Raw genomic sequence first — 23168 nt, 5'->3', positions numbered from 1 at the left:
TTTCTTCGGACATGCCTGCTTTGACCCCTCTCCTCGACACCATCTCGTCACCGGCCGACACGCGCGGCCTCAGCGTGGCCGAACTGAAGCAGCTGGCGAACGAGGTGCGGGCCGAGACCATCGACGCCGTGTCCGTGACCGGCGGCCACCTGGGCGCGGGCCTGGGCGTGGTCGAGCTGACCGTCGCCCTGCACCACGTGTTCGAGACGCCCAGGGACATCGTCATCTGGGACGTCGGCCACCAGGCCTATCCGCACAAGATCCTGACTGGCCGTCGCGACCGCATCCGCACCCTGCGCCAGGGCGGCGGGCTGTCGGGCTTCACCAAGCGGGCCGAGAGCGAATACGACCCGTTCGGCGCGGCCCACGCGGCCACCTCGATCTCGGCGGCCCTGGGCTTCTGCGCCGCCCGCGACGCCAAGGGCGAGGACAACAGCGTCGTCGCTGTGATCGGCGACGGCTCGATGAGCGCCGGCATGGCCTACGAGGCGATGAACGCCGCGGTCGACACCACCCGGCGCCTGATCGTCATCCTCAACGACAACGACATGTCGATCGCCCCTCCGGTGGGCGGCATGAGCGCCTATCTGGCCAACCTCGTCTCCGGCGGGGCCTATCGCAAGGTCCGTAAGCTGGGCAAGACCGTGGTCGAGAAGCTGCCGACCCCGATCCGCGACGCGGCCCGCAAGGCCGAGGAATACGCCCGCGGCATGGTCACTGGCGGCACGTTCTTCGAGGAGCTGGGCTTCCACTATGTCGGCCCGATCGACGGCCACGACATGGACGCCCTGGTCTCGGTGCTCAACAACGCCAAGCACTTCGACGAGAAGCCGGTGCTGGTCCACGTCGTGACCCAGAAGGGCAAGGGCTACGCGCCCGCCGAGGGCGCGGCCGACAAGCTGCACGCGGTGGTCAAGTTCGACGTCGTCACCGGTCAACAGCAGAAGCCGGCCGCCGGCCCGCCCAGCTACACCAAGGTCTTCGCCCAGGAGCTGATCAAGCACGCGGCGGTCGACGACAAGATCGTGGCCATCACCGCGGCCATGCCGTCGGGCACGGGGCTGGACCTGTTCGGCAAGGCCTATCCGCAACGCACCTTCGATGTCGGCATCGCCGAGCAGCACGCGGTGACCTTCGCCGCCGGCCTGGCCGCCGACGGCATGAAGCCGTTTGCGGCGATCTATTCCACCTTCCTGCAGCGCGGCTACGACCAGGTGGTCCACGACGTGGCCATCCAGCGCCTGCCGGTGCGCTTCGCCATGGACCGCGCCGGCCTGGTGGGCGCCGACGGACCCACCCACGCCGGCACCTTCGACATCGGCTTCATGGGCGCCCTGCCCGGCATGGTGCTGATGGCCGCCGCCGACGAGCTGGAGCTGGCCCACATGGTCGCCACCGCCGTGGCCATCGACGACCGCCCCAGCGCCTTCCGCTATCCGCGTGGCGAGGGTCTGGGCCTGACCCTTCCCGACCTGGCCGCGCCGCTGGAGATCGGCAAGGGCCGCGTCGTCCGCGAGGGGACCAGCGTCGCCATCGTCTCGCTAGGCACGCGTTTGACCGAATGCCTGAAGGCCGCCGACCTGCTGGCGGCACGCGGCCTGTCGGCCACCGTCGCCGACGCCCGCTTCGCCAAGCCGCTGGACGTCGACCTGCTGCTGCGCCTGGCCCGCGAGCATGAGGCGATCATTACGGTGGAAGAAGGCGCCATGGGCGGCTTCGGCGCCTTCGTGCTGCAGGCCCTGGCCGAGCACGGCGCCCTGGACCGGGGGCTGAAGATCCGCACCCTGGTGCTGCCCGACATCTTCCAGGACCAGGACAAGCCCGACCTGATGTACGCCCAGGCCGGCCTCGACGCCGAGGGCATCCTGCGCGGGGCGCTGTCGGCCCTCGGGATCGACAACATCAGCGCGGCGGGGCGGCGGGCTTAACGGACGGGGACACGCCGCAAGGGCATGTCCCCCGCGCTTCAAGCCGCCGAACAAGCCTTGAAGAACGCCTTTACCTGCCGCTGGTCGGCGGGAGCGGCGTCCAGGCTGTGGCGTTCGTCGGCGACCAGCAGGTCGAGGTCGCCGGTGCGGCGGAAGGCGCGCAGCGCCGACGCGTCCAGCGTCGTGCGGGCCTGGAGGACGCCGTCGCTCATATCGGAAGGCGCGGTCCCGGCCTTCAGGCGGGTGACCGAATGGCCCGAAGCCAGGGCGACCTCGCCGCCTGACAGGCCGGTCATGGTCAGGGTCACGGCCGAGGCGCGGGGCGCGCAGGCCATCATCAGCACCACGTCGTCGCTGTTCGGCCGGCCATAGGCCAGCTTGGGGCCTTCCTCGGCGCTGTCCATGAAGTTCCAGGCGTAGCCCGGCTGGCTGGACCGGTCATAGGCGCAGCCGCTCAGCGTCACCCCGCCCACGGCCAGGACCAGGAGCAGGGCCTTGGGAAGCAGGCGGTTGAACAGGCGGCGGGGCATGACGGGTTCCTCGCCAGAGGAACGCGGCGTCCGCCTGAGTAGTTCAGAGCCGCCAGTCCAGCACCTCGTCGCCGCCCGCGCGTAGGGTTCCGGTCCGCCCGATCGCCAAGGTGTCAGGATCGGTCAGGGCCGCCAGGGTCTCGGCGTCTGCGGTTGGGACCTGCGCCAGGGCTCGGGCGCCGTCCGTCGTGCGGACGATGACCACGCCATGGGTCGGCGCGCCGTCGCGGTCGTAGAGCACCGTGTGGGTCTCCAGCACGGCCTTGCCCGTCGTGTCCGCCACGAAGGCCGGGACCGGGCCTCGGCGGGCGTCAGCGGCGGCCTGGGCGCTAACATCCTCCAGCGATCTGCGGCGGTCGATGGCGGGGCGGTCGGCCGGGACCAGGCCGTGATGCTTGGTGACGAACTCGCCCTGGCCGTAGAGCAAACCCACGCCGCCCTCGCGTCGGCGTCGGCCGCCCGCAGGGCCGTCTCCATCAGGGCCAGGGCTCCTGGGCCCGCGACAGGTCGGCGGGACGATCCAGGACCTCGCCGACCCCGATGATGACGGGGACGCGATCCGGGCTCACAGGACGGCTTCCCCGGCGCTTTCGGCGGCTAGGGCGCGCTGGTAGCCGTCGCGGACCTTCATCCGCGCCAGGTGAGCCCTGAAGGTCTCGGGAAAGCTTTCGGCAAAGCCCAGCTGCTCGCCCAGCTTCAGGGCGTAGGCCACCGAGATGTCGGCCATGGTGAAACGGCCGGCGGCGACGTAGCCGCTGTCGTCCAGCAGCCTGGCCGCCGCCTTCAGCCGCGACAGGAACCACTGCACGTAGTCGGCCGCCGCCTGGGGCAGGCGGCGTTCCTCCGGCTCGAACACCGCGTAGCGCAGGTGGATGGTCTGCGGAAAGGTGAGCGTGGCCTCGCCCATGTGCAGGAAGTTCAGATAGGCGCCGAAGCCCGGCTCGTCCGGCGCGACGGTCAGGTCGCTGGGACCGTGGCGGCGGGCCAAGTATTCCCCGATCGCCGCCGATTCGCTCATCAGGGTGTCGCCGTCGATCAGGGTTGGCGTCGTGCCCAGCGGGTTGACGTCCAGGTAGCCCGGCTCGCGGAACCGCGGCGGGAAGGCCGTCAACTTCAGCGCATAGGGCAGGCTCAGCTCCTCCAGCGCCCACAGCGCCCGGAACGAGCGCGCGCCGACGCAGTGATAGAGGGTGATCATGATGCGCCTCCCGCCTTCGTTGCGGGCGCCATCCGATGGAACGCCGCGCGAGGCCATCATGCCCTTACGTCCGCCGCGCGAGCGGCGTAGAAGGCAAGGGCGCGGACGCGTCGCGACGACGCGCCTGGCGGCGTCCCCGAAGGGAAAAGTCTTTGAAGTCTTGGAAGGAAATGGTGGGCGCAGTAGGATTCGAACCTACGACCCGCTGATTAAGAGTCAGCTGCTCTACCAACTGAGCTATGCGCCCGCGCGGCCCGAAGCGGTGGTTTGCCTCGGCGGCGAGGCGCGGAACATACGCAAAGAATCTTGGAACGCAAGGGACTATTTTTTGGCCAGACGAGATATCAGCGGAGCCGTGGATTTCGCCTATCTGGAAGGGTTCGCGCTGGATGATTCCACGGTCATCGACGAGGTGCTGGCCCTGTTTCGCGAACAGGCCGCGCTGTGGACGCCGATGCTCGATAAGAGCCATCCGGGCTGGATGGACGCGGTCCACACGGTCAAGGGTGCGGCGCGGGGCGTCGGGGCTTTTGCCCTGGGCGATGTCTGCGCCGAGGCCGAGGCCGGGACCAGGAGCCTGGGCGAGGTGCGCAACGCCCTGGACGCGGCGCTGCTGGACATCGCCGCCTACGCCCACGAGCGGGCGCTGCGGTCGCTGAAGGGGTAGCCGTTACGAACCTGTAATTGGCTTGCCGCGCGGCGCTCGCCTAGGCTGCGGCGGCTTCAACAGGAGTTCCTTCGACCATGACCAACAGCCCCTGGTCGCATCAGCGCAGCGCCAGCGTCGCCGACGACGTCGATTTCGAGATCAAGGGCCAGGAGCTGCAGTTCCTGGAGATCGAGCTCGATCCCGGCGAGAGCGCCGTGGCCGAGGCCGGGTCGTTCGTCTGGAAGGACGCCAGCGTCCAGATGACCACGGTGTTCGGCGACGGCTCGGGCGACGCCGGCGGCGGCTTCATGGGCAAGCTGTTGGGGGCGGGCAAGCGCCTGGTCACCGGCGAGAGCCTGTTCACCACCGTCTTCACCCACACCGGTTCGGGCAAGGCGCGCGTGGCCTTCGCCTCGCCGACGCCGGGTTCGATCCTGCCGCTGAACCTGGGCCAGCTGGGCGGGAGCCTGATCTGCCAGAAGGACAGCTTCCTGGCCGCCGCGCGCGGCGTGTCGATCGGCGTCCATTTCCAGAAGCGGGTAATGACCGGCCTGTTCGGCGGCGAGGGCTTCATCATGCAGCGGCTGGACGGCGACGGCTGGGTGTTCGTCCAGATGGGCGGCACCCTGGTCGAGCGCGAGCTGAAGGCCGGCGAGGAGCTGCACGTCGATACCGGCTGCCTGGCCGCCTACACGCCGGGCGTCGATTTTGACCTGGTCACGGCCGGCGGCGTGCGCAGCGTGCTGTTCGGCGGCGAGGGCCTGTTCTTCGCCCGCCTGCGCGGGCCAGGCAAGGTGTGGATCCAGTCCCTGCCGTTCTCGCGTTTGGCAGGGCGCATGCTGCAGGCGGCCCAGGGCGGCGGCGGAAATCGCGGCGAGGGGTCGATCCTGGGGCAGATCGGCAATCTGATCGACGGGAACTAAGTGTGCTTCACGTCGAAGCGTTGGAGAGGCGAGGCCCTGTCCCCCCGGGGAGCGCTCCGTTCCCGAAAATCTTGGTGCTCGGTCAGGTCATGAACGGGCGGCTAGACGGTGTGCGTGCGCCGACGGCCTATGCTGGCGCCGAGCATCGCGCCGAAATGGCAGACACCTAGCAGCGCAGCGAGGCCGACGAGAGGCGGGGCCATGTAGAGCGTGGCCTTCGGGTTCAGCCACCAAAAAACTGTGATTGGTTCGCCGAACATGAAGGAGGCGATCACGTCCATGGCGAACAGTGGGATCAGGGCGACGGCTGCTACGGTCAGGATCAGGTTGTGGGGGCGATAGGCGCTCAGAACGACGCTTGCAAGGAAGGGCCAAACCAAGGCTTCTGCTGTCAATACCGTCACCAGGGTGTCCCGTGGGATCGACCGATGCCACGAGAACGAGATCATTACGCCCAGGTTTTCGAGCAGGACCGGAACGATCAGCAGCGTAATCAGATAGATCGCGTCGGTGCGAAGCCGCCAAGTCGCGGTCGCGCCCAAGCAGCCCAAGGCCCAGCTCAGATGGTTGTGCTCGGCGGCTTCGAACTCCCGAGTCATGGCCAGGGCCCAGTCTTCGCGTCCGCGTGGCGGGCGGCGGACGGCCAGGTGCATGATCGCGCGCGCCAGGCGGGAGGGCGTCATCCGAGAGCTCCCTTTAGGTTCAATACGGTATTGGATCGGGAAGCGGCTTTCGCCGCCGCGCGGCCGGCGGCCGTGATGCGATAGGCGTGGCGTGGCGGTCGTCCTGGCCGTTCGGGTTCTAGCCAACGACTTTCCAGCAAGCCGCGCTCGTTCAGCCGTATCAGGATCGGATAGAGGCTGCCGGACTTGAGGCCGGTGGCCGCCGAGACCTCCAAGCCGTAGAACCAAGCATTCGCGTCACGGACGAGAACATTCAGCACGGCGAGCGTTTGCGGTGACAGGCGGCGTGTAGACGATGGCATGTAACAAGTCTACATATATAGCGATCATCGTCAAGCCGAGTTCACGCGCCCTTTATGGCCATGTCCGAAGTGGGATGAGCGCTCTAGTTCGCGAGAAACGGGGAAATGGCTATCACCCCTTCGTCCGATCCCAGCTGTCGTACTCATAGGCGATGCAGCGGTCGATCAGCGTTCGCCACACCGGCTCGGCGATGGCTTCCGACAGGCCCGACGCGCGGGCGGCGGCCTTGACCTTGTCGACCACGTCCTCGATGCGCGCGCGGTCGAACACCTTGGCCCGGTCGGCCTTGATGCGGGCGGCGGCGTCCATGTAGCCCTGGCGTTCGGTCAGCAGCGCCACCAGCGCCCGGTCCAGGGCGTCGACGCCCTGGCGGACGTCGAGCATCGTCTGGCAGTCGGCGGGGGCGAGGCGCTCGTCGACGTTGAGAGTCGTCTTGATCATGCGCCCCTTTAAGCCGTTTTGAGCGGCCGGGACCATCCCAAACCTGACCGTGGCGGCCGCCTAGATGCCCGCGCCGTTGTCCATGGTCAGCAGGGCCGCCTCGTGGGCGGCGGCCTCTTCCCTGAGCCAGGCCACGAACGCCTTGACCTGCGGCAGGCGGCCCTTGGCCTTGGGGTGGACGACGTAATAGGCGAAGTCGACGGCGGTCGGGATTTCGAACGGAATCACCAGCCGGCCGGCGTCGAGATCGGCCTGGGCCAGGGTCTGCTTGGCCAGGGCGACGCCGCGGCCGTTGGCGGCCGCCTCGATCACCAGGCTGGACTGGTTGAAGCGCGGGCCGCGCGCCCCGTCGACCGACTTGATGCCGCGGGCGGCCAGCCACATGGCCCAGTCCGGGCAGCTGTCGTCGGCGTCGGGCGAGCCGTCGTGCAGCAGGATGTGGCGGGCCAAGTCCTCGGGCGATTCCAGGGGGTTGGAGGCCAAAAGTTCGGGGCTGGCGACCGGGATGACCGTCTCGCTGAGCAGGCGGATCACTTCCAGACCCGGATAGCGGCCCGAGCCGTAGCGGATGGCCAGGTCGACCTCGCCTGCGGCGAAATCGACGACCTCCATGCCGGCCGACAGCCAGACGTCGACCTGGGGCTGGGCCTGCTCGAACTTGCCCAGGCGCGGCACCAGCCACTTGGCGGCGAACGAGGGGGCGGCGGTCAGGGTCAGGCGGCGGCCGTCGACGGCGGCGGTCAGCAGGGACGCGGCCTCGGCCAGGCGGTCGAAGGCCTCGCGCAGGGCGGGCAGGGCGGTCTGGGCCGCGTCGGTCAGCAGCAGGCCCTTGGGCGTGCGCTTGAACAGGGCCGCGCCGACATAGTCCTCCAGGTTCTGGATCTGCTGGCTGACGGCGCCCGGGGTCACCGACAGCTCGTCGGCGGCGCGGCTGAAGTTCAGGTGGCGTGCGGCGGCCTCGAACGCGCGCAGGGCGTTCAAGGGCGGAAGCCTCCGACGTTCGGACTGTCTTTCCATGAGTTTTACTGAACGCCCCGGCAGAAGACCTTGTTTGCGAAGTGGCCCGGTCGCGACCAATTTGCAAGCGTTCGCTGATGGAGATGGCCCTTTTCCTCGGTGGACGCGAGCGGGGCGGACCCTAGGGTTCGCGCCGCAATGCTTTGAAGCGCACCGGTTTGGCGAACTCGCCGGTCCGGCGTGTCGCCAATGGTAGCTGGCTTATAGAGGACCTGAATCACATGGCTCGGCCAACGGTCCGATCCGCTTCCCGGTCTAAAGCCGGTCTTGTCGCTCTCGGCGGCGGGACGAGCGCGCGCGCGCCTGGAAAAGTGACCCTGGTCGGCGCCGGTCCCGGCGATCCCGAGCTGCTGACGATCAAGGCGCTGAAGGCGCTGCAGGCCGCCGAGGTAGTGGTCCATGACGGCTTGGTCTCCGACGAGATCCTCGACCTGGCGCCGGCGGCGGCGCGGCGGATCAACGTCGCCAAGCGCAAGTCCCGCCACACCCTGCCGCAGGACGACATCAACCAGCTGCTGGTCGCCCTGGCCGTGGACGGCCTGACCGTCGTGCGGCTGAAGGGCGGCGACCCGTTCCTGTTCGGCCGCGGCGGCGAGGAGCTTTCGGCCTGCCGCCAGGCCGGCGTCGACTGCGCCGTCGTGCCTGGAATCACCGCCGCCCTGGCCGCCTCGGCCGGCGCCGGCGCGCCCCTGACCCATCGCGGCAGCGCCCAGGCCGTGACCTTCGTCACCGGCCACGCCGCGCACGGTGAGCCCGATCTCGATTGGACCGCCCTGGCGCGGCCGAACCAGACCGTCGTCGTCTATATGGGCGTCTCGACCGCCAGCCTGATCGCCGAACGCCTGACGGCGGCCGGCCGGTCCGGCGCGACTCCGGCCCTGATCGTCGAGAACGCCAGCCGCGCCGACGAGCGCCGCTTCCTGACCACCCTGGCCGGTTTGGCGCTCGCCGCCGAGGGCCTGAAGGGCCCGGCGCTGCTGATGGTCGGCGAGGCTATGGCGATGGCCGACGCCGTGCCGGACAACCTTGTCCTTCGACAAGCTCAGGATGAGGTTGTCTCGGGCGCCGCAATAGACCTCATCCTGAGCTTGTCGAAGGACGAGGTCGCATCTCCGAAAGTCCAACGCGTGAGCCTCGGTCAATGAAAGCCATCACCGCCAATCGCCTGATCGACGGCGAGGTCGTGTTCTGGAAGGCCGGCGCCTGGGTCGAGGGCTTCGGCGACGCCCAGCTGTTCGGCGAGGGCCAGGACGCCGAGGTCGAGGCCGTGGTGGCCGACGGCAAGGCCCAGCCGACGGTGGTGGTCGACGTCTATCCGATCGACCTGGCCCCTGTGGACGGCGGTCTGGCCCCGATCAGCTATCGCGAACGCATCCGGGCGCTCGGGCCCACCAACGAACCCACCCACGGCAAGCAGGCCGTCGGCGGCGAGGTGATCGAGGCGCTGCGCCACGCGGCGGGTGCGGCCCGCTCCACCGGTCGCGTCGACCTGATCCGCAGGAAGTAGGCCTCATGTACCTGTACGATCCCATCGACCGCGAATTCCTGACCGACCGCTCCAACGAGTTCCGGCATCAGGTGGCGCGCCGCCTGGCCGGCGAGCTGACCGAGGACCAGTTCAAGCCGCTGCGGCTGATGAACGGCCTGTACCTGCAGCTGCACGCCTACATGCTGCGGATCGCCATTCCGTACGGCTCGCTGAACGCCCGCCAGGCCCGCCGGCTGGCCTGGATCGCCCGCACCTACGACAAGGGCTACGGCCACTTCACCACGCGCCAGAACATCCAGTTCAACTGGATCAAGTTGAAGGACGCGCCCGACATCCTGGACGCCCTGGCCGAGGTGGACCTGCACGCCATCCAGACCAGCGGCAACTGCATCCGCAACGTCACCGCCGATCCCTATGCCGGCGCCACGGCCGAGGAGATCGACGACCCGCGCGTGTGGTCGGAAGTCCTGCGCCAGTGGTCGACCCTGCATCCCGAGTTCAGCTTCCTGCCGCGCAAGTTCAAGATCGCCATCACCGGCGCCCTGACCGACCGCGCGGCGGTCAAGGTGCACGACATCGGCCTGATCCTGCGAAAGGGTCGTGACGGCGCCATCGGCTTCGAGGTGATCGTCGGCGGCGGCCAGGGGCGCACGCCCTATGTCGGCCCGACCATCCGCTCGTACCTGCCCGCCGAGCACCTGCTTAGCTATGTCGAGGCGATCCTGCGCGTCTACAACCGCCATGGTCGCCGCGACAACATCTACAAGGCCCGGATCAAGATCCTGGTCGCGGCCCTGGGCGCCGAGGAGTTCGCCCGCCAGGTCGAGGAGGAGTGGGGCAAGATCGACGCCGCGCGCGCCAACCTGCCGGCCAGCGAACTGGCCCGCGTCCGCGCCGCCTTCGCCCAGACCCGGTTCGAGACCCTGCCGGCCGTGTCGGACATCTTCGAGGCCGCCCGCGCCGCCAGCCCGGCCCTGCAGCGCTTCGTGCGCAACAACGTCAAGCCGCACAAGCAGAGCGGCTACGCCATCGTCGAGGTGTCGCTGAAGGCCATCGGCCAGACGCCGGGCGACGCCACGGCCGAGCAGCTGGAGGTCGTCGCCGACCTGGCCGAGCGCTATAGCCTCGACGACCTGCGCGTGACCCACGCCCAGAACCTGGTCCTGCCGCACGTCAGGCTGGACGACCTGCCGACCGTGCACGCGGCGCTGGAGGCGGCCGGCCTGGCCACCGCCAACATCGACCTGGCCAGCGACATCATCGCCTGCCCGGGCCTGGACTACTGCGCCCTGGCCAACGCCCGCGCCATCCCGATCGCCCAGGACATCGCCCGGAAGTTCGCCGATCCGGATCGCGCCGAGAAGGTCGGCGAGCTGAAGATCAAGATCAGCGGCTGCATCAACGCCTGCGGCCACCACCACGTGGCCCACATCGGCATCCTGGGCGTCGACAAGAAGGGCGAGGAATTCTACCAGCTCTCGCTCGGCGGTTCGGGGGCGGAGGACGCCAGCATCGGCCGGATCCTCGGCCCGGGCCTGTCGGCCGACAAGGTGGCCCCGGCCATCGACGCCCTGGTCGACGCCTATCTGAACATCCGCGCCGGCGACGAGCGCTTCCTCGACACCTATCGCCGCGTCGGCCTCGAGCCCTTCAAGGAGGCGGTCTATGCCCAAGCTGATTAAGCTGGCCGGTGATACGGCGCAGTGGGCCGAGGACATCTTCACCCACGTCGGCGACGACGACGTCCTGCCGGAGGGCGACGTGATCCTGTCCCTGGCCCGCTTCCAGGCCGAGGGCGAGATCCTGTTGTCCAACAGCCGTCGCGTCGGCGTGCGGGTCGAGGCGGACCAGGAGGTCGAGGCCCTGGCCTACGACCTGCCGCGCCTGTCGGTGGTGGCCCTGGCCTTCCCGAAATATCGCGACGGCCGCGCCTATACCTCGGCCCGCCTGTTGCGCGAGCGCCTGGGCTTCACCGGTGAGGTGCGGGCGGTCGGCGACGTGCTGCAGGAACAGGCCGGCTTCATGGTCCGCTGCGGCTTCGACGCCTTCGAACCCGCCGACGGGGCCACGCCCGAGGTCTGGACCAAGGCCGCCCATCGCTACCGCCATGTTTATCAACGCGCCGCCGACAACCGTCAGGTGGCGTTCGAGGAAAGGGCCAGCTGATGGCCTACGACCAGACCGCGACCGAGGTGAAGCCGACCGCCGCGACGCAATCCTCCGTTTCGCCAAACGGGGCCGCTGACCTGGCGGCGCGGCTGGACGCCGAACTGCGCGAAGCCCACCCGCTGACCGTGCTGCGCAAGGCCTACGAGACCTTCGGCGACAAGCTGGCCCTGGTCAGCTCGTTCGGGGCGGAATCGGCCGTGCTGCTGCACCTGGCCAGCCAGGTGTCGAAGGATATCCCGGTGCTGTTCCTCGACACCGGCATGCTGTTTGGCCAGACGCTGGACTACCGCAAGGCGCTGGCCGCCAGGCTGGGCCTGACCGACGTGCGCGACCTGCGCCCGGCCTATACCGACCTGGCGGTCACCGATCCCAAGTCGGACCTGTGGCGCACCGACACCGACGCCTGCTGCCACATCCGCAAGGTGCTGCCGCTGGACCGCGCCTTGGGCGGGTTCGCGGCCTGGACCACGGGCCGCAAGCGCTTCCACGGCGGCGACCGCCTGCGGCTGCGGGTGGTCGAGGAGTCCGAGGGCCAGATCAAGTTCAATCCCCTGGCCAACTGGGGCAAGGCCGAGCTGGACGCCTATGTCGCCCAGCATGACCTGCCGGCCCACCCGCTGGTCTCTCAAGGCTTCCCCTCGGTGGGCTGCTGGCCCTGCACCAAGCCGGTGGACGACCCCAACGCCGACGTCCGCGCCGGTCGCTGGGCCGGCCAGGACAAGACCGAGTGCGGCATCCACGTCGCCCGCGCCCCCGGCGCCGCGCCGAACGTCGGCGAGGGGATCTAGGGCCGCTCAACGCTTGACGGCGCGAGCCCGCCGCCCAGCGGCCAAGGTCTAGGATTTCCTGCGCGAGGGCCGCACGGCGGACCCGCCAGCCGAGGTGTGGCTGGACCCCGTAACCTTTGCCAGACCGGACTTTCAGCGCCTGGGCGCGCGGTTTCGACGCAGGGGACCAGGCCGGACACATCCCCAAGGTTAAATCGTCGTTAGGCCTCGCCTCGTAGCTTCGGCCTGGGTTCGGGAGAAAAGATCTTGTCGATGGTCGCCAGTGAGCTTCGGTCGGATGTCGCCGCGACGTTCGACGTGCTGTCGTGGGAGCTGGAGTTGGCCGGCGCCCGCTGCATCTTCCTCGACACGCTGATCGGCAAGCTGCTGGGGACCGTGGCGCCCGAGCAGCGCGAACAGCTGATCGAAGGCATCCAGGCGGTGGACCTGCTCAGCCAGCACCTGACCGGCCTGTCGACCTTCGCTCGGAGCCTCAGCCAGACCGTGGCCGCGCCCGAGCAGATCGAGGTCGGCGCCGCCCTGCAGAGCGTCACGCTCGGCGCCCTGGCCGACCGGATGACGTCGTCGTTCGGCGGCGACGAAGCCGGCATCAACGACGGCGACGACGCCGGCGACCTGGATCTCTTCTGATGACGCGCCGCCGACACAAACTGCGGGGGCGCCCATGAACATGGTTCAACCCGGCACGCGGATTCTGGTCGCCGACAGCGACCGCGCGGTCCTGGAAATGCTGCAGATCCGCCTGGATCTGGCCGGCTATCACGCCTTGGCGGCGCGGAGCGGTCCGGCGGCGCTGGAAATGGCGCACAACATGCGTCCGGCCCTGCTGGTGCTGGACCTGGCGATCACCGAAATGACCGCCTTCGAGGTGATGGCGGCGCTGCAGCGCGACGTCTCGCATCCCTGCGGGCAAATCCTGCTGGTCGGCAAGCGGCTGGGGGTCGAGGAGGTCAAGCGCGGCGCCAGCCTCGGCGTCCGGGCCTGCATGCTCAAGCCGTTCAGCGGCGCCGATCTGGTCGAGCGCGTGGGCAAGATGCTGAAGCCGGTTTCGCCCGAGCGCGCCCCAGCCAATGGGTTCGGATCGCGGATCGTGTCGGCGGCGGCCAGGCCTTCGTCCAGCGACGTCTTCATCTAGAGAGGATTGTAGCGGCGGCTCGGCTCGGCGCCTGGCCGACAGGCGGCGCGCCTATTCCGGCGGGCAGCCCTTGAACTCGCCCACCTTGGTCACCGAGAGCGTGGAGAGGTTGAGGCCCATCAGGGGCTTCATCGAGGACGCGCCCTGGCCGCTGAACAGGTCCAGCTTGTTGCCCTTGATCGCCCCGCCGATGTCGGAGGCGTACCAGTAGCCGTCGTGCTTGTCGCCATTGGGCATCGGCAGGCCGACGGTTTCCTTGATGAACACCACGGTGCGGCGCGGGATCACGGTCTTGTCGACCGCCAGGGTGCGCATGGCCACCACCTTGCAGCCCAGGCTGTCTAGCGCCCGAATGCCCTTGGCGCCGGCGTGGTAAAGCGTGGCCTTCATCTTGTATTCGACCGACCCCGGCATCGTGCCCGTCAGGGCGCCGGTGATCAGGTCGCCCAGCGGATCGGGCTTGGAGTCCGAGTCGGCGGCCAGGGCGGGGAGGGCGATGGACATGGCCGCGACGGCCAGAAATCCCGCAAACGTGCGTCGCATCGAGGGGTTCCTCTTATCGGCGTAGAGTGTCGGTCGGCGGCCTGATTACTAAGATCACAGCCGCGTGACAACCCACCAGGAGGCGACCTGATGCCGCGCCGCACCCTTGACGGTGGCGTTCGGCGCCATCGTTCGAGCGGGGTTTTGGTTCCATGGCGAACGGTAACACCAAGCAGGCAAGGGATTGCATGCTGACGCTTGGCGGTTCGCGCGGCGCGCTCTGGCGGTCGTCGTACGGGTGGCATAAACCGGAGTCGCCCACGGCTTTTTGGCGGTGCACGCGTCTTGGGCAGGTCCGAGGGACCGGCCGAGTCGCGGCCATCGTCCGGCCTCAAAAGGCTATCAGTTCGTTGGGCTGTCAGTTGGTTGGAGCGCGCATGAAGCCGTCTGTTCGCCTGTTCACGGGGTTCGCCCTGGTCGCCGCCCTGGCCGCTCCCGCGGGCTCGGCCCTGGCCTGGGGCGCCTGGGGGCACCGCATGGTCGGCGTCGTCGCCGCCGAAAGTCTGCCCAGCGACCTGCCGGCCTTCCTGCGCACCCCGGAGGCGGTGGCCGCGATCGGCGAATACGCCCGCGAGCCGGACCGCTGGAAGGGCTCGGGCAAGGTCCACGACACCGACCGCGACGCCGCCCACTTCCTCGACATCGACGACGAGGGGCGGATGTACGGCGGTCCGAAGTTCACGCTGGAAACCCTGCCGCCCACCCGCGCCGACTACGAGAAGGCCCTGGCCGCGGTCGGCCACGACAGCTGGAACGCCGGCTACCTGCCTTACTCGATCATCGACGGCTATCAGCAGCTGGTGAAGGACTTCACCTACTGGCGCATCCTGCAGGCGGTCTCCGCCAGCGAGAAGGACGCGACCCGCAAGGCCTATTACGTCGCCGACCTGAAGCGGCGCGAAGAGCTGCTGGTCCGCGACCTGGGCGTCTGGGCCCACTATGTCGGCGACGCCAGCCAGCCGCTGCATCTGAGCGTGCACTACAACGGCTGGGGCGATTACCCCAATCCGAACGGCTACACCCAGAGCCGGGCCACGCACGGCAATTTCGAGGGGCCGCTGGTCAAGGCCGTGGCCGTCGACGCCGACGTCAAGGCGCTGGTGCCGGCCTACAAGGACTGCGCCTGCACGATCGAGGCGCGGACGGTGACCTATCTGAGTACGACGGTCAGCTTCGTCGAGCCGCTGTACAAGCTGGAGAAGGAGGGCGGACTGGTCGCCACAGACCCGCGCGCCAAGGCCTTTGTCGACGAACGCCTGGCGGCCGGGGCGACCCAGCTGCGCGACATGGTCGTCGACGCCTGGAAGGCCAGCGCCACGGGCAAGATCGGCTACCGGCCGGAGATCACCGTCGACGACGTGATCAGCGGCAAGGCCGACCCGTGGAACGATCTCTACGGTAAGGACTGATCCCATGCAGGCGTTCGACGCGCCCGAGCCGGGCCTGGAGTACAAGCATCGCTGGGCCGCCTTCGGCATCGCCGAGGGGGCCAACGGGACGATTGCCCTGGTGGAGGTCCGCAAGCCGGGCCGGCCGCCCTATTTCGACCTGCCGGGCGGCGCGGTCGACGGCGACGAGGACGAGCATGCCGCGGTCGTGCGCGAGTTCGGCGAGGAGACCGGCCTGGTCGTCGAGGTGGGGCGGCGGGTGATAGAGGTCAGCCAGCCCTTCTTGAAGTCCAACGGCCAGCCGGTCTGCAACAACGGCGGCATCTATGTCGTCCGCGTCATCGGCCAAAAGCCCGAGCTGAAGGTCGAGGACGACCACACCTTGGTCTGGCTGGACCCCCGCGACGCGGTCGTGGCCCTGAGGCACGACGCCCACGCCTGGGCGGTGGCGGCCTGGCTGCGGCGGGGCTAAGGCCTACTTCAGCAGCGCCTTGGCTTTTTCCGGCGCGACCTGGTCGAAGATCATCTTCAGGTGCGCGTCCTTGGCGTGGTCGTTGTGCAGGTCCCAGGCCAGCGACACGGGCAGCTTCAGCCGCCCGCCGTCGGCCAACTTCGCCACGAGGACGCGCCACGAAAAACCGTCGCCGGGATCGCCCAGCGGCTCCTTGAACTCCAGCGGCGCGGGATCGCGCAGGCGGAACGTCCGGCCCTCGTGCGCCTCGAACCAGGCGATGTCGGCCTGGGCGATCGGGTCGACGGCTGGAGCGACCAGCTTGCCCTTGAGATTGCGGACCATGTCGGCCTCCGGACTAGGAGCGGGGTCTCTACCGCTTTTGGACCCTGCGAGCCAGCGGGCGAAGGCGGGGCGCTTGCGGGCGAATACACCCGGGTAATATTGACTCCGCAAAATACCCGGGTAAAAAGCCGCTCATGGAAACGACGAACGACCGACGCGCCTTGGTGCGCGACTACAAGGACCGCGAGATCCAGGCGGGGATCTACGCCGTCCGCTGCGCGACGACCGGCGAGGTCTGGATCGGCGGCACGCCCGACCTGTCCACCCGGCAGAACGGCGTCTGGTTCGCCCTGCGCACGGGCGGCCACACCAGCCCGACCCTGCAGCAGGCCTGGAACGCCCACGGCGAGGCAGCCTTCGGCTTCGAGGTGCTGGAGGTGCTCGACGACAAGGGCCTGGAGCGGCTGGGCCGGGCCTCGCTGCTGGTCGAGCGGCGCGAGCATTGGCGGGCGAGCCTGCACGCCGAGGGGCTGCGGCGATGAGTGGTTCCATGAGCGCCTATGTCGTGTTCGAGGGCGAGCGGCGGCTGGCGACTGGTTCCAAGCTGGAGGTGGCGGTGGCCGCCCAGGCTCGCCTGGCCGAGGCGCCGGAGGCCTCGCTGCTGATCTTCGACCCCGAGGGCCGCCAGGTGGACTTCGACCTGCGGGGCGGACCCTGGGACATCGCGCTGCGGCTTGGCGAGGACCAGGGCGGCGAGGGCGGGTCCACGCCGCGCGGCCGGGGACGGCCGAAGCTGGGCGTCACCGCCCGGGAGGTGACCCTGCTGCCGCGTCACTGGGAGTGGCTGGCCGCCCAGCCGGGCGGGGCGTCGGTGGCCCTGCGCAAGCTGGTCGAGGCGGCGCGCCGCGAGAGCGAGGGCCCCGACCGTCGCCGCGCCGCCCGCGATGCGGCGTACCGCTTTGCCTCGGTCATGGCCGGCGACCGGCCGGGCTTCGAGGCCATGAGCCGGGCGCTGTTCGCCGGAGACGCCGAGGGGTTCGCGGCGCGGATCGCCGACTGGCCGAGCGATGTCGCCGAGCATTTGCGGGCCCTGGCGGCCGAGGCGTTCGAAACCTGACGCGCAACGGCAAGGGACAGGCCAGGGACAGGCACATGTGCCTGTCCCCCGATCGCGTCCGCTGCCTACTTCACTCCGCCCCGGGCCAGCACGTCCGCCAGCACCGTCTTGTAGGCCGCGTCGAACGGGGCGCGGTCGCTGTCGGGCTTGGCGGGATAGACCGTCCGCAGGTCGGCGATGCGTTGGGCGGTCGCCGTCTGCCAGGTCGGGTCCATCTTCAGCAGCCGTCCGAGGATCGCCTGGTCGTCGCGGCCGGCGACCGGCTCATAGGCCAGCAGCGCCTTCACCTGCCACAGGAACTGGCGCAGCGTGTCGGGGCTGGCCCCGCCGTCGGTGCGCCGGCCCGTCCATTTCACCGCCTCGACGATCTGCTTGCGGAACCGCGGGTCGTCCCAGGTCGACAGGGTGTGGCCCAGGTTGGTGAAGAACAATCGGCCCTGACCGATCTGCCGCGCCCAGGCGATCGGCACGGCGTAGGGCCGCTTCAGCGGCGTGCCGGTGAAGTCCATCGTCTGCAGCACGCGGACCTTGGCCGGGTCGAAGTCGCTGTGCTGGTAGATCTCCTCGGCATAGTCGAAATTGACCGGCCACATGCCGACCAGGGCCAGGTCGGGGTCCAGGGTCTCGACGCGGATCGGCGTGCCTTGGGTCCACGGATGGCCGGCGAACTTGCCGTTGATGAAGCCGGTATAGGTCTGGCCGGAACCGTCATAGGGCCAGCCGGTGTCGGTGGCGCTGTGCACGCCGACGAAGCCCAGCTTGCCCGCCGCCACCCGCTGCTGGACCGCGGCCCAGGCCTGCGGCGACAGGGGCAGGGCGCCGGTGGTGTAGAACACCAGCACGTCGACGCTGGCCAGCCGCTCCGGGGTGATCTCGCGGGCGTCCTGGGTCACCTCGGCGGTGAAGGCGCCGCTCTCCTGGCCGATGGCCCTCATCGCCGTCTCGGACGGGGCCAGGCCGCCGCCGTCGGGACGGGCGACCGGGGCGTGCTTCCAGCCGACCGACTGGTCCAGATAGAGCACCCGCAGCGGCGCCGGCTTGGCCAGGGCGGGGAGGGCGAACAGGGCCGCGAACGCCACCAGGGGGACGACCAGCAGGGTGGCGAGGCGGCGACGCAGGAAAGAGGGCATGGACGATCAGGCCTTGGTCTTGGGTTGCAGCAGGTCCCAGCGGTTGCCGTAGATGTCTTCGAACACGGCCACGCTGCCATAGACCTCGTGGCGGGGCGCCTCGAGGAAGTTCACGCCCGCGGCGCTCAGCCGGGCGTGGTCGGCCTCGAAGGCGTCGGTGTGCAGGAACAGCCAGACCCGGCCGCCGCCCTGGCCGCCGACCAGGGCCTGCTGCTGCTCGTCGCCCGCCTTGGCTAGCAGAAACCGCGTGCCGGCCGCGCCGGGGGCGACCACGACCCAGCGCTTGCCGCCGCCCAGGTCGCTGTCCTCGACGACGGAAAACCCCATCTTGCCGACATAGAAGGCCAGGGCCTCGTCGTAGTCGCGCACGAGCAGGGACAGGAGGGCGAGGTGCTGGGCCATGGAGACTCACTCGGTGATGTCCCTGCTTAGCACGGCGGCGCGGCCCGTCAGGCGTAGGCGATCCATCGGCCCAGTCCGGCGACCACCAGCCACAGGGCCAGCGATCCGGCGGCCATGATGCGCCCGCCCAGAGGCGGGTCGACGTCCCATCGCGCCAGCCGTCGCCGCCAGAGCAGGTGGTAGGCCCCGGCGTTGGCCAGGGCCAGGACGATCAGGACGACCTTCCAGCGAAACGCCGGCGAGACGACCAGGCTGGAGGCGTCGGCAGCGAACATCACCAGGCCGGCGGGGACCAGCAGCGCCAGGCCGGTGATCGCCAGCGGCGGCAGGCATCGCCACAGCGCCTCGACCGGCAGCCTGCGGAAGGCGCCGGCCAGGCGCAGGTCCAGCACGCCGATCCCGCCGATCAGCATCACCAGGCCCAGCAGGTGGACCAGGTTGGCCACGGGATAGGCCAGGTTCGATCCGCGCGCCCAGGTTCCCAGCGGCGAGGCTTCCAGCGCGGCGGCCAGCGCCTCCACCTAGCGCAGCTCGACCGTCTTGCCGTCGACGGTGATCCGCTCGATGCGCATCTCGCTCACGCCGTCCTTGCGCGGATAGCCCACCAGCGTGACCGGTTTGCCGCCCGAGATCATCGCCTCGCTGAGGCCCCGCGCTTCCATGCGGGCGACCGGCGCCAGGACGACGGCCCAGGTCTTGCCGGCGTGCTTGATCTTCGCCTCGCCGTGCGGGTTGCGCCAGGCGACGTCGGACAGCGGTCCGGTCACCGTCAGGGTCTTTTCGGCGTCGTAGGAACTCCAGCCGTGGTGGGCCAGGGCCGCGCCGGGGATCAGGACCGCCAGGGCGAGCGCGCCCGCCAGGCTCTTGTGCAGCGTCATCGGAATGGCTCCTTCCTGCAGTTGGCGCCCGCCCCGTCGGCGATTTGAGACCAAGATCATGATGGGTTCAATCTTCCCCTTCGGTTGGGGCATATTGGCCTGGGGCATGGCAACGACGACGAACCTGGAGGACGCCACCGTGTTTCTGCGCTCGACCCTCGCCCCGGCCTTCGCCCTGACCCTGATGACGGCCGGGACGGCCCTGGCCCAGGCCCCCGAGACCAAGATCACCCCCGTCGAGGCCGCCGACCTGCCGCCGGCCGTGGTCGCCGTCGTCACCGCCGCCGCGCCGGGCCTGAAGATCAAGGCCGCCGAGCTGAAGGTCCGCGAGGACCGCCGCTATTACGACGTCGAGGGCGCCTTGCCGGACGGCGGCGAGATCGAGTTCGACCTGCTGGAAGCTGGCGGCAAGTGGAAGATCGTCGAGACCCAGCGCGACATCGCCTGGACCGCCACGCCCCAGGCGGTGCGCGACGCCGCCGTCAAGGCCGCCCCCAAGGTCGCGCCCGTCCGGGTGATCGAGAGCACCCAGGCCGACGGCCAGGTGATCTACGAGCTGTTCGCCGCGGGCCAGCCCAAGACCCCGGCCCTGGAGGTCAGCTGGAAAGGCGGCAAGGCCAAGGTCCTGACGGAGACCTGGCCGCACTGAGGGGAGCGACGTTCCAAGCTCCTCCCCCTGTGGGGGAGGCGGCCGGAGGCCGGTGGGGGGAGGTTTGGGGTCGTGGATCGTAGGCTTGGCCGTCGTCCTATCACTCCCCCCTCCGTCGGCTTCGCCGACACCTCCCCCACAGGGGGAGGATCTTGGGCGCACGGCCTCGTCGCCTTTCGGGATCGCCCGAAAGGAGGGGTGGGGAGGCGCGGAGCGGTCCGGGCCGAGCCCGGATGACCGTGGGTGTATGTGTTTGCGTTTCGGCTAGACCTGACCGCTCCGCGAAACCGTTCTTCTCAAGGGACGGCGACTGAGGGCTTGTTTCATCCCGATCGACGTTTCCCCTCAGGCGGGCAGGATCAAAGTCGCCCGGAAGGGGCCGTCGGCGACTCCGACTGATCCTCGAACAGGCCGGTTTGAACTCCCAGCCCCGTCAACCCGCCTGTCCCGCCATCGTCCTTGGCCAGCCTTGGAGCCTTCTGAGCTCCGCCGCCCGCCGCGGTCCGATCGCCAGGCCCAGGCGGCCCCGCTCGGTTCCATCCCCATCGCCTGCTTGGGCCGGTACCAAGAGCCCTCCCCCGCGATAGGGACAGCTTCGATTGTGCAGGAGGTTTGAGGTCCGAGGACTTGTGACGCTAATTATTTTTCAGGGCGTTGAAAAGACTGGGGTTCTTTGCACCGCCAGCGGGGATAGAGCGCCGTCTATCCCCCCGCCCTCTCCCAGAGGGAGAGGGCGGGGCCCGCCGCGAAGCGGTGGGAGGGTGAGGGGTTTGGACGTTAGCCGGCGTGCCGGCAGGGCGTCGGTGTGAACCTGCGAGGGTGTAACCCCTCACCCTCCCACGCCTGCGGCGCGGGCCCCTCCCTCTCCCTTTGGGAGAGGGTTCAAGGCGGTCCCTTTACTCCGACCAGATGAAGCGCGCGCTGTCGCTGTTGTCCGGCATCGGGCCGGGGCTGTCGGCCCGAATGTCCCCGGTCTTCGGGTCGATGCGCAGGAAGCGGTTGGTGGCCAAGGACATCAGCACCAGTTCGCCCGTCGGCGTCTCGATCCATTGGAAGGTCTGCGCCGCGCCGGACGGGCCGGCCGCAAGCGTCACCCCGCCATCCTTGTCGACCGTGACGTAGCGCCCGCCCGACCGCAGGGCGACGCGGCCCAGCCGACGGTCGACGACCTCGAACCGCGTCGGGGCGCCCGAAGCCAGGCCTCCAGGGCTGGCCGCCAGTCCGGTCGTCGCGTGGAACGACGTCAGCCGGATCGACCGGCCGCGGGGAATGGGCCGCATCAGGCCGTGGGTGTGCGGCTGATGGACGTCGATACTGTCGAAATCGGCGAAACCGCCCTGCGCGCCGGTCGTATTGTAGTTGAACAGTCCGTAGCGGACGCCCTGGAAGGTGAAGGTCTGGTAGAACAGTTCGACCGCGTCGCCGATCGGGGTGAAGGTGACGCCGTCGAACGAATAGCTGAAGCGCGCCCGCTCGGTGAGAAAGTCGCAGTCGGCCCGCAGCCAGACGCGCGTCCCGGCCATCTTCACCCGCACCGTCTTGTCGGGGTGCTGGTCATAAAGGACGACATCGAGCCCGTCGGCGCGCTTTTCGACGCCCAGGGTCGCATAGGGCAGGTTGAGCAGCCCCAGGCCGGCCGTGTCGCCCGGCTTCAGGTTCGACGCGTCGAGCAGGACGGTCGGCGTCGACATCGGCCCGATCGCCCGCTGGGTCAGGGTGTTGCGCGCGTCGTAGAACGTGGTCGCCGGCAGGGCGTGAAGCCGCAGGAAGCCCGGCCGTTCCGACAACGACCACTTGCCGTCGACCGGGACATGGTTCCACTGCCAGAGGGGCTGGAGCTTCGGCGCCGAGAAATCGTCGCTGCGCCGGAAGGGGACGCGCACCGGCTGCGGCGTGACGGTCTTGGGCTTCACCCAGGTCCGCGGCGTGCGCGTCAGATTGCCCGGCAGGCCGAAATAGGGCCAGCCGTCTTTCCAGGTGATCGGAGACAGGCCAAGCAGGCGACCGACGGAATTGAAATCCATCATCGAAAAGCCCCACCATTCACCCGCTGGCGTCTGGACAACGCCCCCCTGGTGCAGCGCCAGGTCATGTTTGGCGGCGGGGCTAGGCCCCCAGAACGTGAACGGCGGCTTGGGCGAGCCCGTGCGCTTGCTCGACGCCATGCCGAAGTCCTCGTGCAAGCTGATCGCTTGATTGACCTCGTAGGGGCCCAGAACATGATCGGCCCGCGCCGCCGGCATCCGGAAGCCGCCGGCATAATTGGCGCTGATGATGTAGTACTTGCCGTCGATCTTGTAGAAGTGCGCGCCTTCGCCCATCCCGGCGTCCTTGGCGAACAGGACGCGTTCGGTGCCCGGAACGATGTCGGTCAGGTCGTCCGTCAGTTGGGCCAGGTGCATCGTCTGGTGGTCCCAGACGACATAGGCCTTGCCGTCGTCGTCGAACAGGACGGACAGGTCGTGAAAGCTGCGCTTCATCGACGTGCGCGTCCACGGCCCCTTCGGATCGGCAGCCGTGAACATCTGGGTCGTCTGGTGGTTGACGTTCGAGAAGATGTAGAACTTGCCGTCATGGTAGCGGAAGGACGGCGCCCAAATACCCTGACCATAGATGTTCTGACCGTCCTCCAGCCGGTAGGCCGGACCGAGGTCGAGCTTGTCCAGGGCGTAGGCGACGAATTCCCAGTTGACCAGGTCCTTGGAGCGCAGGATCGGCAGGCCCGGCATGGTGTGCATGGTGGTGCCGGTCAGGTAGAACCAGTCGCCGACGCGGATCAGGTCCGGATCCGAGAATTCGTCATAAAACAAGGGATTGGTGAAGGTGCCGTCGCCGTTGTCCGGCGTCCAGGTCGCGGTGGACAGGCCCTTCGATGCGCTGGCCGCTGGACCGTCCGGAGCCAGCGCTGACGCCGGCGCCGCGCCCAGACTCAGCGTCAAGGCCGCGCACGCCGCCAGGCCGGACAGAATAACTCCGGGTAATTTCGACCCACGCGGCATGACGCTTCCCCTCTTTTGCGCCTTGCTACCGCATCTGAGGCGGCGTTCACAAGAACTTTTGTCGGACAATTAG

29 protein-coding genes and 1 tRNA gene are annotated in these 23168 nt (G+C 69.1%); 15 read left to right on the top strand and 15 right to left on the bottom strand.

Annotation, left to right across the window (positions count from 1 at the left end):
* Positions 1-11: 11 nt before the first annotated feature.
* The gene (dxs, locus tag J2X41_RS14555; protein WP_310082716.1) at positions 12-1928 is read left to right on the top strand and encodes a 1-deoxy-D-xylulose-5-phosphate synthase; all 1917 of its coding nucleotides are present in this window, start codon (positions 12-14) and stop codon (positions 1926-1928) included.
* Positions 1929-1966: 38 nt separating this feature from the next.
* Here dxs and J2X41_RS14550 read toward each other — a convergent pair whose 3' ends face one another.
* The 4 genes from J2X41_RS14550 to J2X41_RS14535 form a co-directional block, all read right to left on the bottom strand.
* A complete protein-coding gene (locus J2X41_RS14550) occupies positions 1967-2458 on the bottom strand; it encodes a hypothetical protein (RefSeq protein WP_310082715.1) in 492 nt (163 codons plus the stop codon).
* A 43-nt stretch (positions 2459-2501) separates the two neighbouring features.
* Positions 2502-2891: a hypothetical protein gene (locus tag J2X41_RS14545; protein WP_310082714.1), complete on the bottom strand. Its 390-nt coding sequence runs from the start codon at positions 2889-2891 to the stop codon at positions 2502-2504.
* 132 nt (positions 2892-3023) lie between these two features.
* A complete protein-coding gene (locus J2X41_RS14540) occupies positions 3024-3656 on the bottom strand; it encodes a glutathione S-transferase (RefSeq protein WP_310082713.1) in 633 nt (210 codons plus the stop codon).
* Positions 3657-3827: 171 nt separating this feature from the next.
* Positions 3828-3903 (bottom strand) — tRNA-Lys (locus J2X41_RS14535).
* A gap of 81 nt (positions 3904-3984) precedes the next feature.
* Between J2X41_RS14535 and J2X41_RS14530 the strand changes: the two genes are divergently transcribed.
* The gene (locus J2X41_RS14530; protein ID WP_028039954.1) at positions 3985-4323 is read left to right on the top strand and encodes an Hpt domain-containing protein; all 339 of its coding nucleotides are present in this window, start codon (positions 3985-3987) and stop codon (positions 4321-4323) included.
* Between the two features lie 77 nt (positions 4324-4400).
* On the top strand, positions 4401-5228 hold the full coding sequence (locus J2X41_RS14525) for a TIGR00266 family protein (RefSeq protein WP_310082712.1): 828 nt from the start codon (positions 4401-4403) through the stop codon (positions 5226-5228).
* A gap of 101 nt (positions 5229-5329) precedes the next feature.
* Here the strand turns inward: J2X41_RS14525 and J2X41_RS14520 are convergent, their stop codons facing one another.
* The 4 genes from J2X41_RS14520 to gcvA all read right to left on the bottom strand — a co-directional run bounded on the left by J2X41_RS14520 (position 5330) and on the right by gcvA (position 7672).
* Entirely contained in the window at positions 5330-5911 is a 582-nt protein-coding gene (locus J2X41_RS14520) for a hypothetical protein (RefSeq protein ID WP_310082711.1), read from the bottom strand.
* Entirely contained in the window at positions 5908-6213 is a 306-nt protein-coding gene (locus tag J2X41_RS14515) for a PadR family transcriptional regulator (RefSeq protein ID WP_310082710.1), read from the bottom strand. The genes J2X41_RS14520 and J2X41_RS14515 overlap by 4 nt, the downstream gene beginning before the upstream one ends.
* A gap of 112 nt (positions 6214-6325) precedes the next feature.
* Positions 6326-6655, bottom strand: a complete 330-nt coding sequence (locus J2X41_RS14510; RefSeq protein ID WP_310082709.1) for a chorismate mutase — start codon at positions 6653-6655, stop codon at positions 6326-6328.
* A gap of 60 nt (positions 6656-6715) precedes the next feature.
* The gene (gene gcvA / locus J2X41_RS14505) at positions 6716-7672 is read right to left on the bottom strand and encodes a transcriptional regulator GcvA (RefSeq protein ID WP_310082708.1); all 957 of its coding nucleotides are present in this window, start codon (positions 7670-7672) and stop codon (positions 6716-6718) included.
* Positions 7673-7893: 221 nt separating this feature from the next.
* On the opposite strand from gcvA, the gene cobA reads away from it, so the two are divergent.
* From cobA to J2X41_RS14470, 7 genes are all read left to right on the top strand, one after another.
* Positions 7894-8817 carry a uroporphyrinogen-III C-methyltransferase gene (gene cobA / locus J2X41_RS14500; protein WP_310082707.1) on the top strand — a complete coding sequence of 308 codons (924 nt, stop codon included), beginning with the start codon at positions 7894-7896 and terminating at the stop codon, positions 8815-8817.
* Entirely contained in the window at positions 8814-9179 is a 366-nt protein-coding gene (locus J2X41_RS14495; RefSeq protein ID WP_310082706.1) for a DUF2849 domain-containing protein, read from the top strand. Before cobA ends, J2X41_RS14495 begins: the two co-directional genes overlap by 4 nt.
* A 5-nt stretch (positions 9180-9184) precedes the next feature.
* Complete coding sequence (locus J2X41_RS14490) at positions 9185-10843, top strand: nitrite/sulfite reductase (protein WP_310082705.1); 1659 nt, start codon at positions 9185-9187, stop codon at positions 10841-10843.
* A complete protein-coding gene (locus J2X41_RS14485) occupies positions 10827-11327 on the top strand; it encodes a DUF934 domain-containing protein (protein ID WP_310082704.1) in 501 nt (166 codons plus the stop codon). The genes J2X41_RS14490 and J2X41_RS14485 overlap by 17 nt, the downstream gene beginning before the upstream one ends.
* The gene (locus J2X41_RS14480; RefSeq protein ID WP_310082703.1) at positions 11327-12118 is read left to right on the top strand and encodes a phosphoadenylyl-sulfate reductase; all 792 of its coding nucleotides are present in this window, start codon (positions 11327-11329) and stop codon (positions 12116-12118) included. Before J2X41_RS14485 ends, J2X41_RS14480 begins: the two co-directional genes overlap by 1 nt.
* Before the next feature lie 252 nt (positions 12119-12370).
* Positions 12371-12748, top strand: a complete 378-nt coding sequence (locus J2X41_RS14475) for a hypothetical protein (RefSeq protein WP_310082866.1) — start codon at positions 12371-12373, stop codon at positions 12746-12748.
* Between the two features lie 34 nt (positions 12749-12782).
* Complete coding sequence (locus tag J2X41_RS14470; protein WP_310082702.1) at positions 12783-13253, top strand: response regulator; 471 nt, start codon at positions 12783-12785, stop codon at positions 13251-13253.
* A 51-nt stretch (positions 13254-13304) separates the two neighbouring features.
* Here the strand turns inward: J2X41_RS14470 and J2X41_RS14465 are convergent, their stop codons facing one another.
* Complete coding sequence (locus J2X41_RS14465) at positions 13305-13796, bottom strand: 3D domain-containing protein (protein WP_310082701.1); 492 nt, start codon at positions 13794-13796, stop codon at positions 13305-13307.
* A 377-nt stretch (positions 13797-14173) separates the two neighbouring features.
* On the opposite strand from J2X41_RS14465, the gene J2X41_RS14460 reads away from it, so the two are divergent.
* The gene (locus tag J2X41_RS14460) at positions 14174-15205 is read left to right on the top strand and encodes a S1/P1 Nuclease (protein ID WP_310082700.1); all 1032 of its coding nucleotides are present in this window, start codon (positions 14174-14176) and stop codon (positions 15203-15205) included.
* A gap of 4 nt (positions 15206-15209) precedes the next feature.
* On the top strand, positions 15210-15656 hold the full coding sequence (locus J2X41_RS14455) for an NUDIX domain-containing protein (RefSeq protein WP_310082699.1): 447 nt from the start codon (positions 15210-15212) through the stop codon (positions 15654-15656).
* A 3-nt stretch (positions 15657-15659) separates the two neighbouring features.
* On the opposite strand, the gene J2X41_RS14450 is transcribed toward J2X41_RS14455, so the two are convergent.
* Positions 15660-15980 (bottom strand): hypothetical protein, encoded by a 321-nt coding sequence (locus tag J2X41_RS14450; protein WP_310082698.1) that lies wholly within the window; start codon positions 15978-15980, stop codon positions 15660-15662.
* 134 nt (positions 15981-16114) lie between these two features.
* Here J2X41_RS14450 and J2X41_RS14445 point away from each other — a divergent pair, with 134 nt between their 5' ends.
* Positions 16115-16462, top strand: coding sequence for a GIY-YIG nuclease family protein (locus J2X41_RS14445; protein WP_310082697.1), 348 nt, complete (start codon positions 16115-16117; stop codon positions 16460-16462).
* Positions 16463-16470: 8 nt separating this feature from the next.
* Entirely contained in the window at positions 16471-17037 is a 567-nt protein-coding gene (locus J2X41_RS14440) for a DUF2239 family protein (protein WP_310082696.1), read from the top strand.
* A gap of 65 nt (positions 17038-17102) precedes the next feature.
* Here J2X41_RS14440 and J2X41_RS14435 read toward each other — a convergent pair whose 3' ends face one another.
* Genes J2X41_RS14435 through J2X41_RS14420 form a run of 4 tightly spaced genes read right to left on the bottom strand, consistent with a single transcriptional unit; the run spans position 17103 to position 19447 of the window.
* Complete coding sequence (locus J2X41_RS14435; RefSeq protein ID WP_310082694.1) at positions 17103-18167, bottom strand: ThuA domain-containing protein; 1065 nt, start codon at positions 18165-18167, stop codon at positions 17103-17105.
* 6 nt (positions 18168-18173) lie between these two features.
* Entirely contained in the window at positions 18174-18569 is a 396-nt protein-coding gene (locus J2X41_RS14430) for a VOC family protein (protein ID WP_310082693.1), read from the bottom strand.
* 47 nt (positions 18570-18616) lie between these two features.
* On the bottom strand, positions 18617-19090 hold the full coding sequence (locus J2X41_RS14425) for a hypothetical protein (protein WP_310082692.1): 474 nt from the start codon (positions 19088-19090) through the stop codon (positions 18617-18619).
* Positions 19091-19447 (bottom strand): DUF6152 family protein, encoded by a 357-nt coding sequence (locus tag J2X41_RS14420; RefSeq protein ID WP_310082691.1) that lies wholly within the window; start codon positions 19445-19447, stop codon positions 19091-19093.
* A 58-nt stretch (positions 19448-19505) separates the two neighbouring features.
* On the opposite strand from J2X41_RS14420, the gene J2X41_RS14415 reads away from it, so the two are divergent.
* Positions 19506-20096: a hypothetical protein gene (locus J2X41_RS14415; RefSeq protein ID WP_310082689.1), complete on the top strand. Its 591-nt coding sequence runs from the start codon at positions 19506-19508 to the stop codon at positions 20094-20096.
* 896 nt (positions 20097-20992) lie between these two features.
* Here J2X41_RS14415 and J2X41_RS14405 read toward each other — a convergent pair.
* Positions 20993-23035 (bottom strand): family 43 glycosylhydrolase, encoded by a 2043-nt coding sequence (locus J2X41_RS14405; RefSeq protein ID WP_310082687.1) that lies wholly within the window; start codon positions 23033-23035, stop codon positions 20993-20995.
* Positions 23036-23168 lie beyond the last annotated feature (133 nt).

The organism is Caulobacter sp. BE254 (genome assembly GCF_031457295.1).
Lineage (GTDB): Bacteria > Pseudomonadota > Alphaproteobacteria > Caulobacterales > Caulobacteraceae > Caulobacter.
Note: the sequence above shows the minus strand (reverse complement) of the source record. Positions and strands in the feature narration are given on the sequence as shown.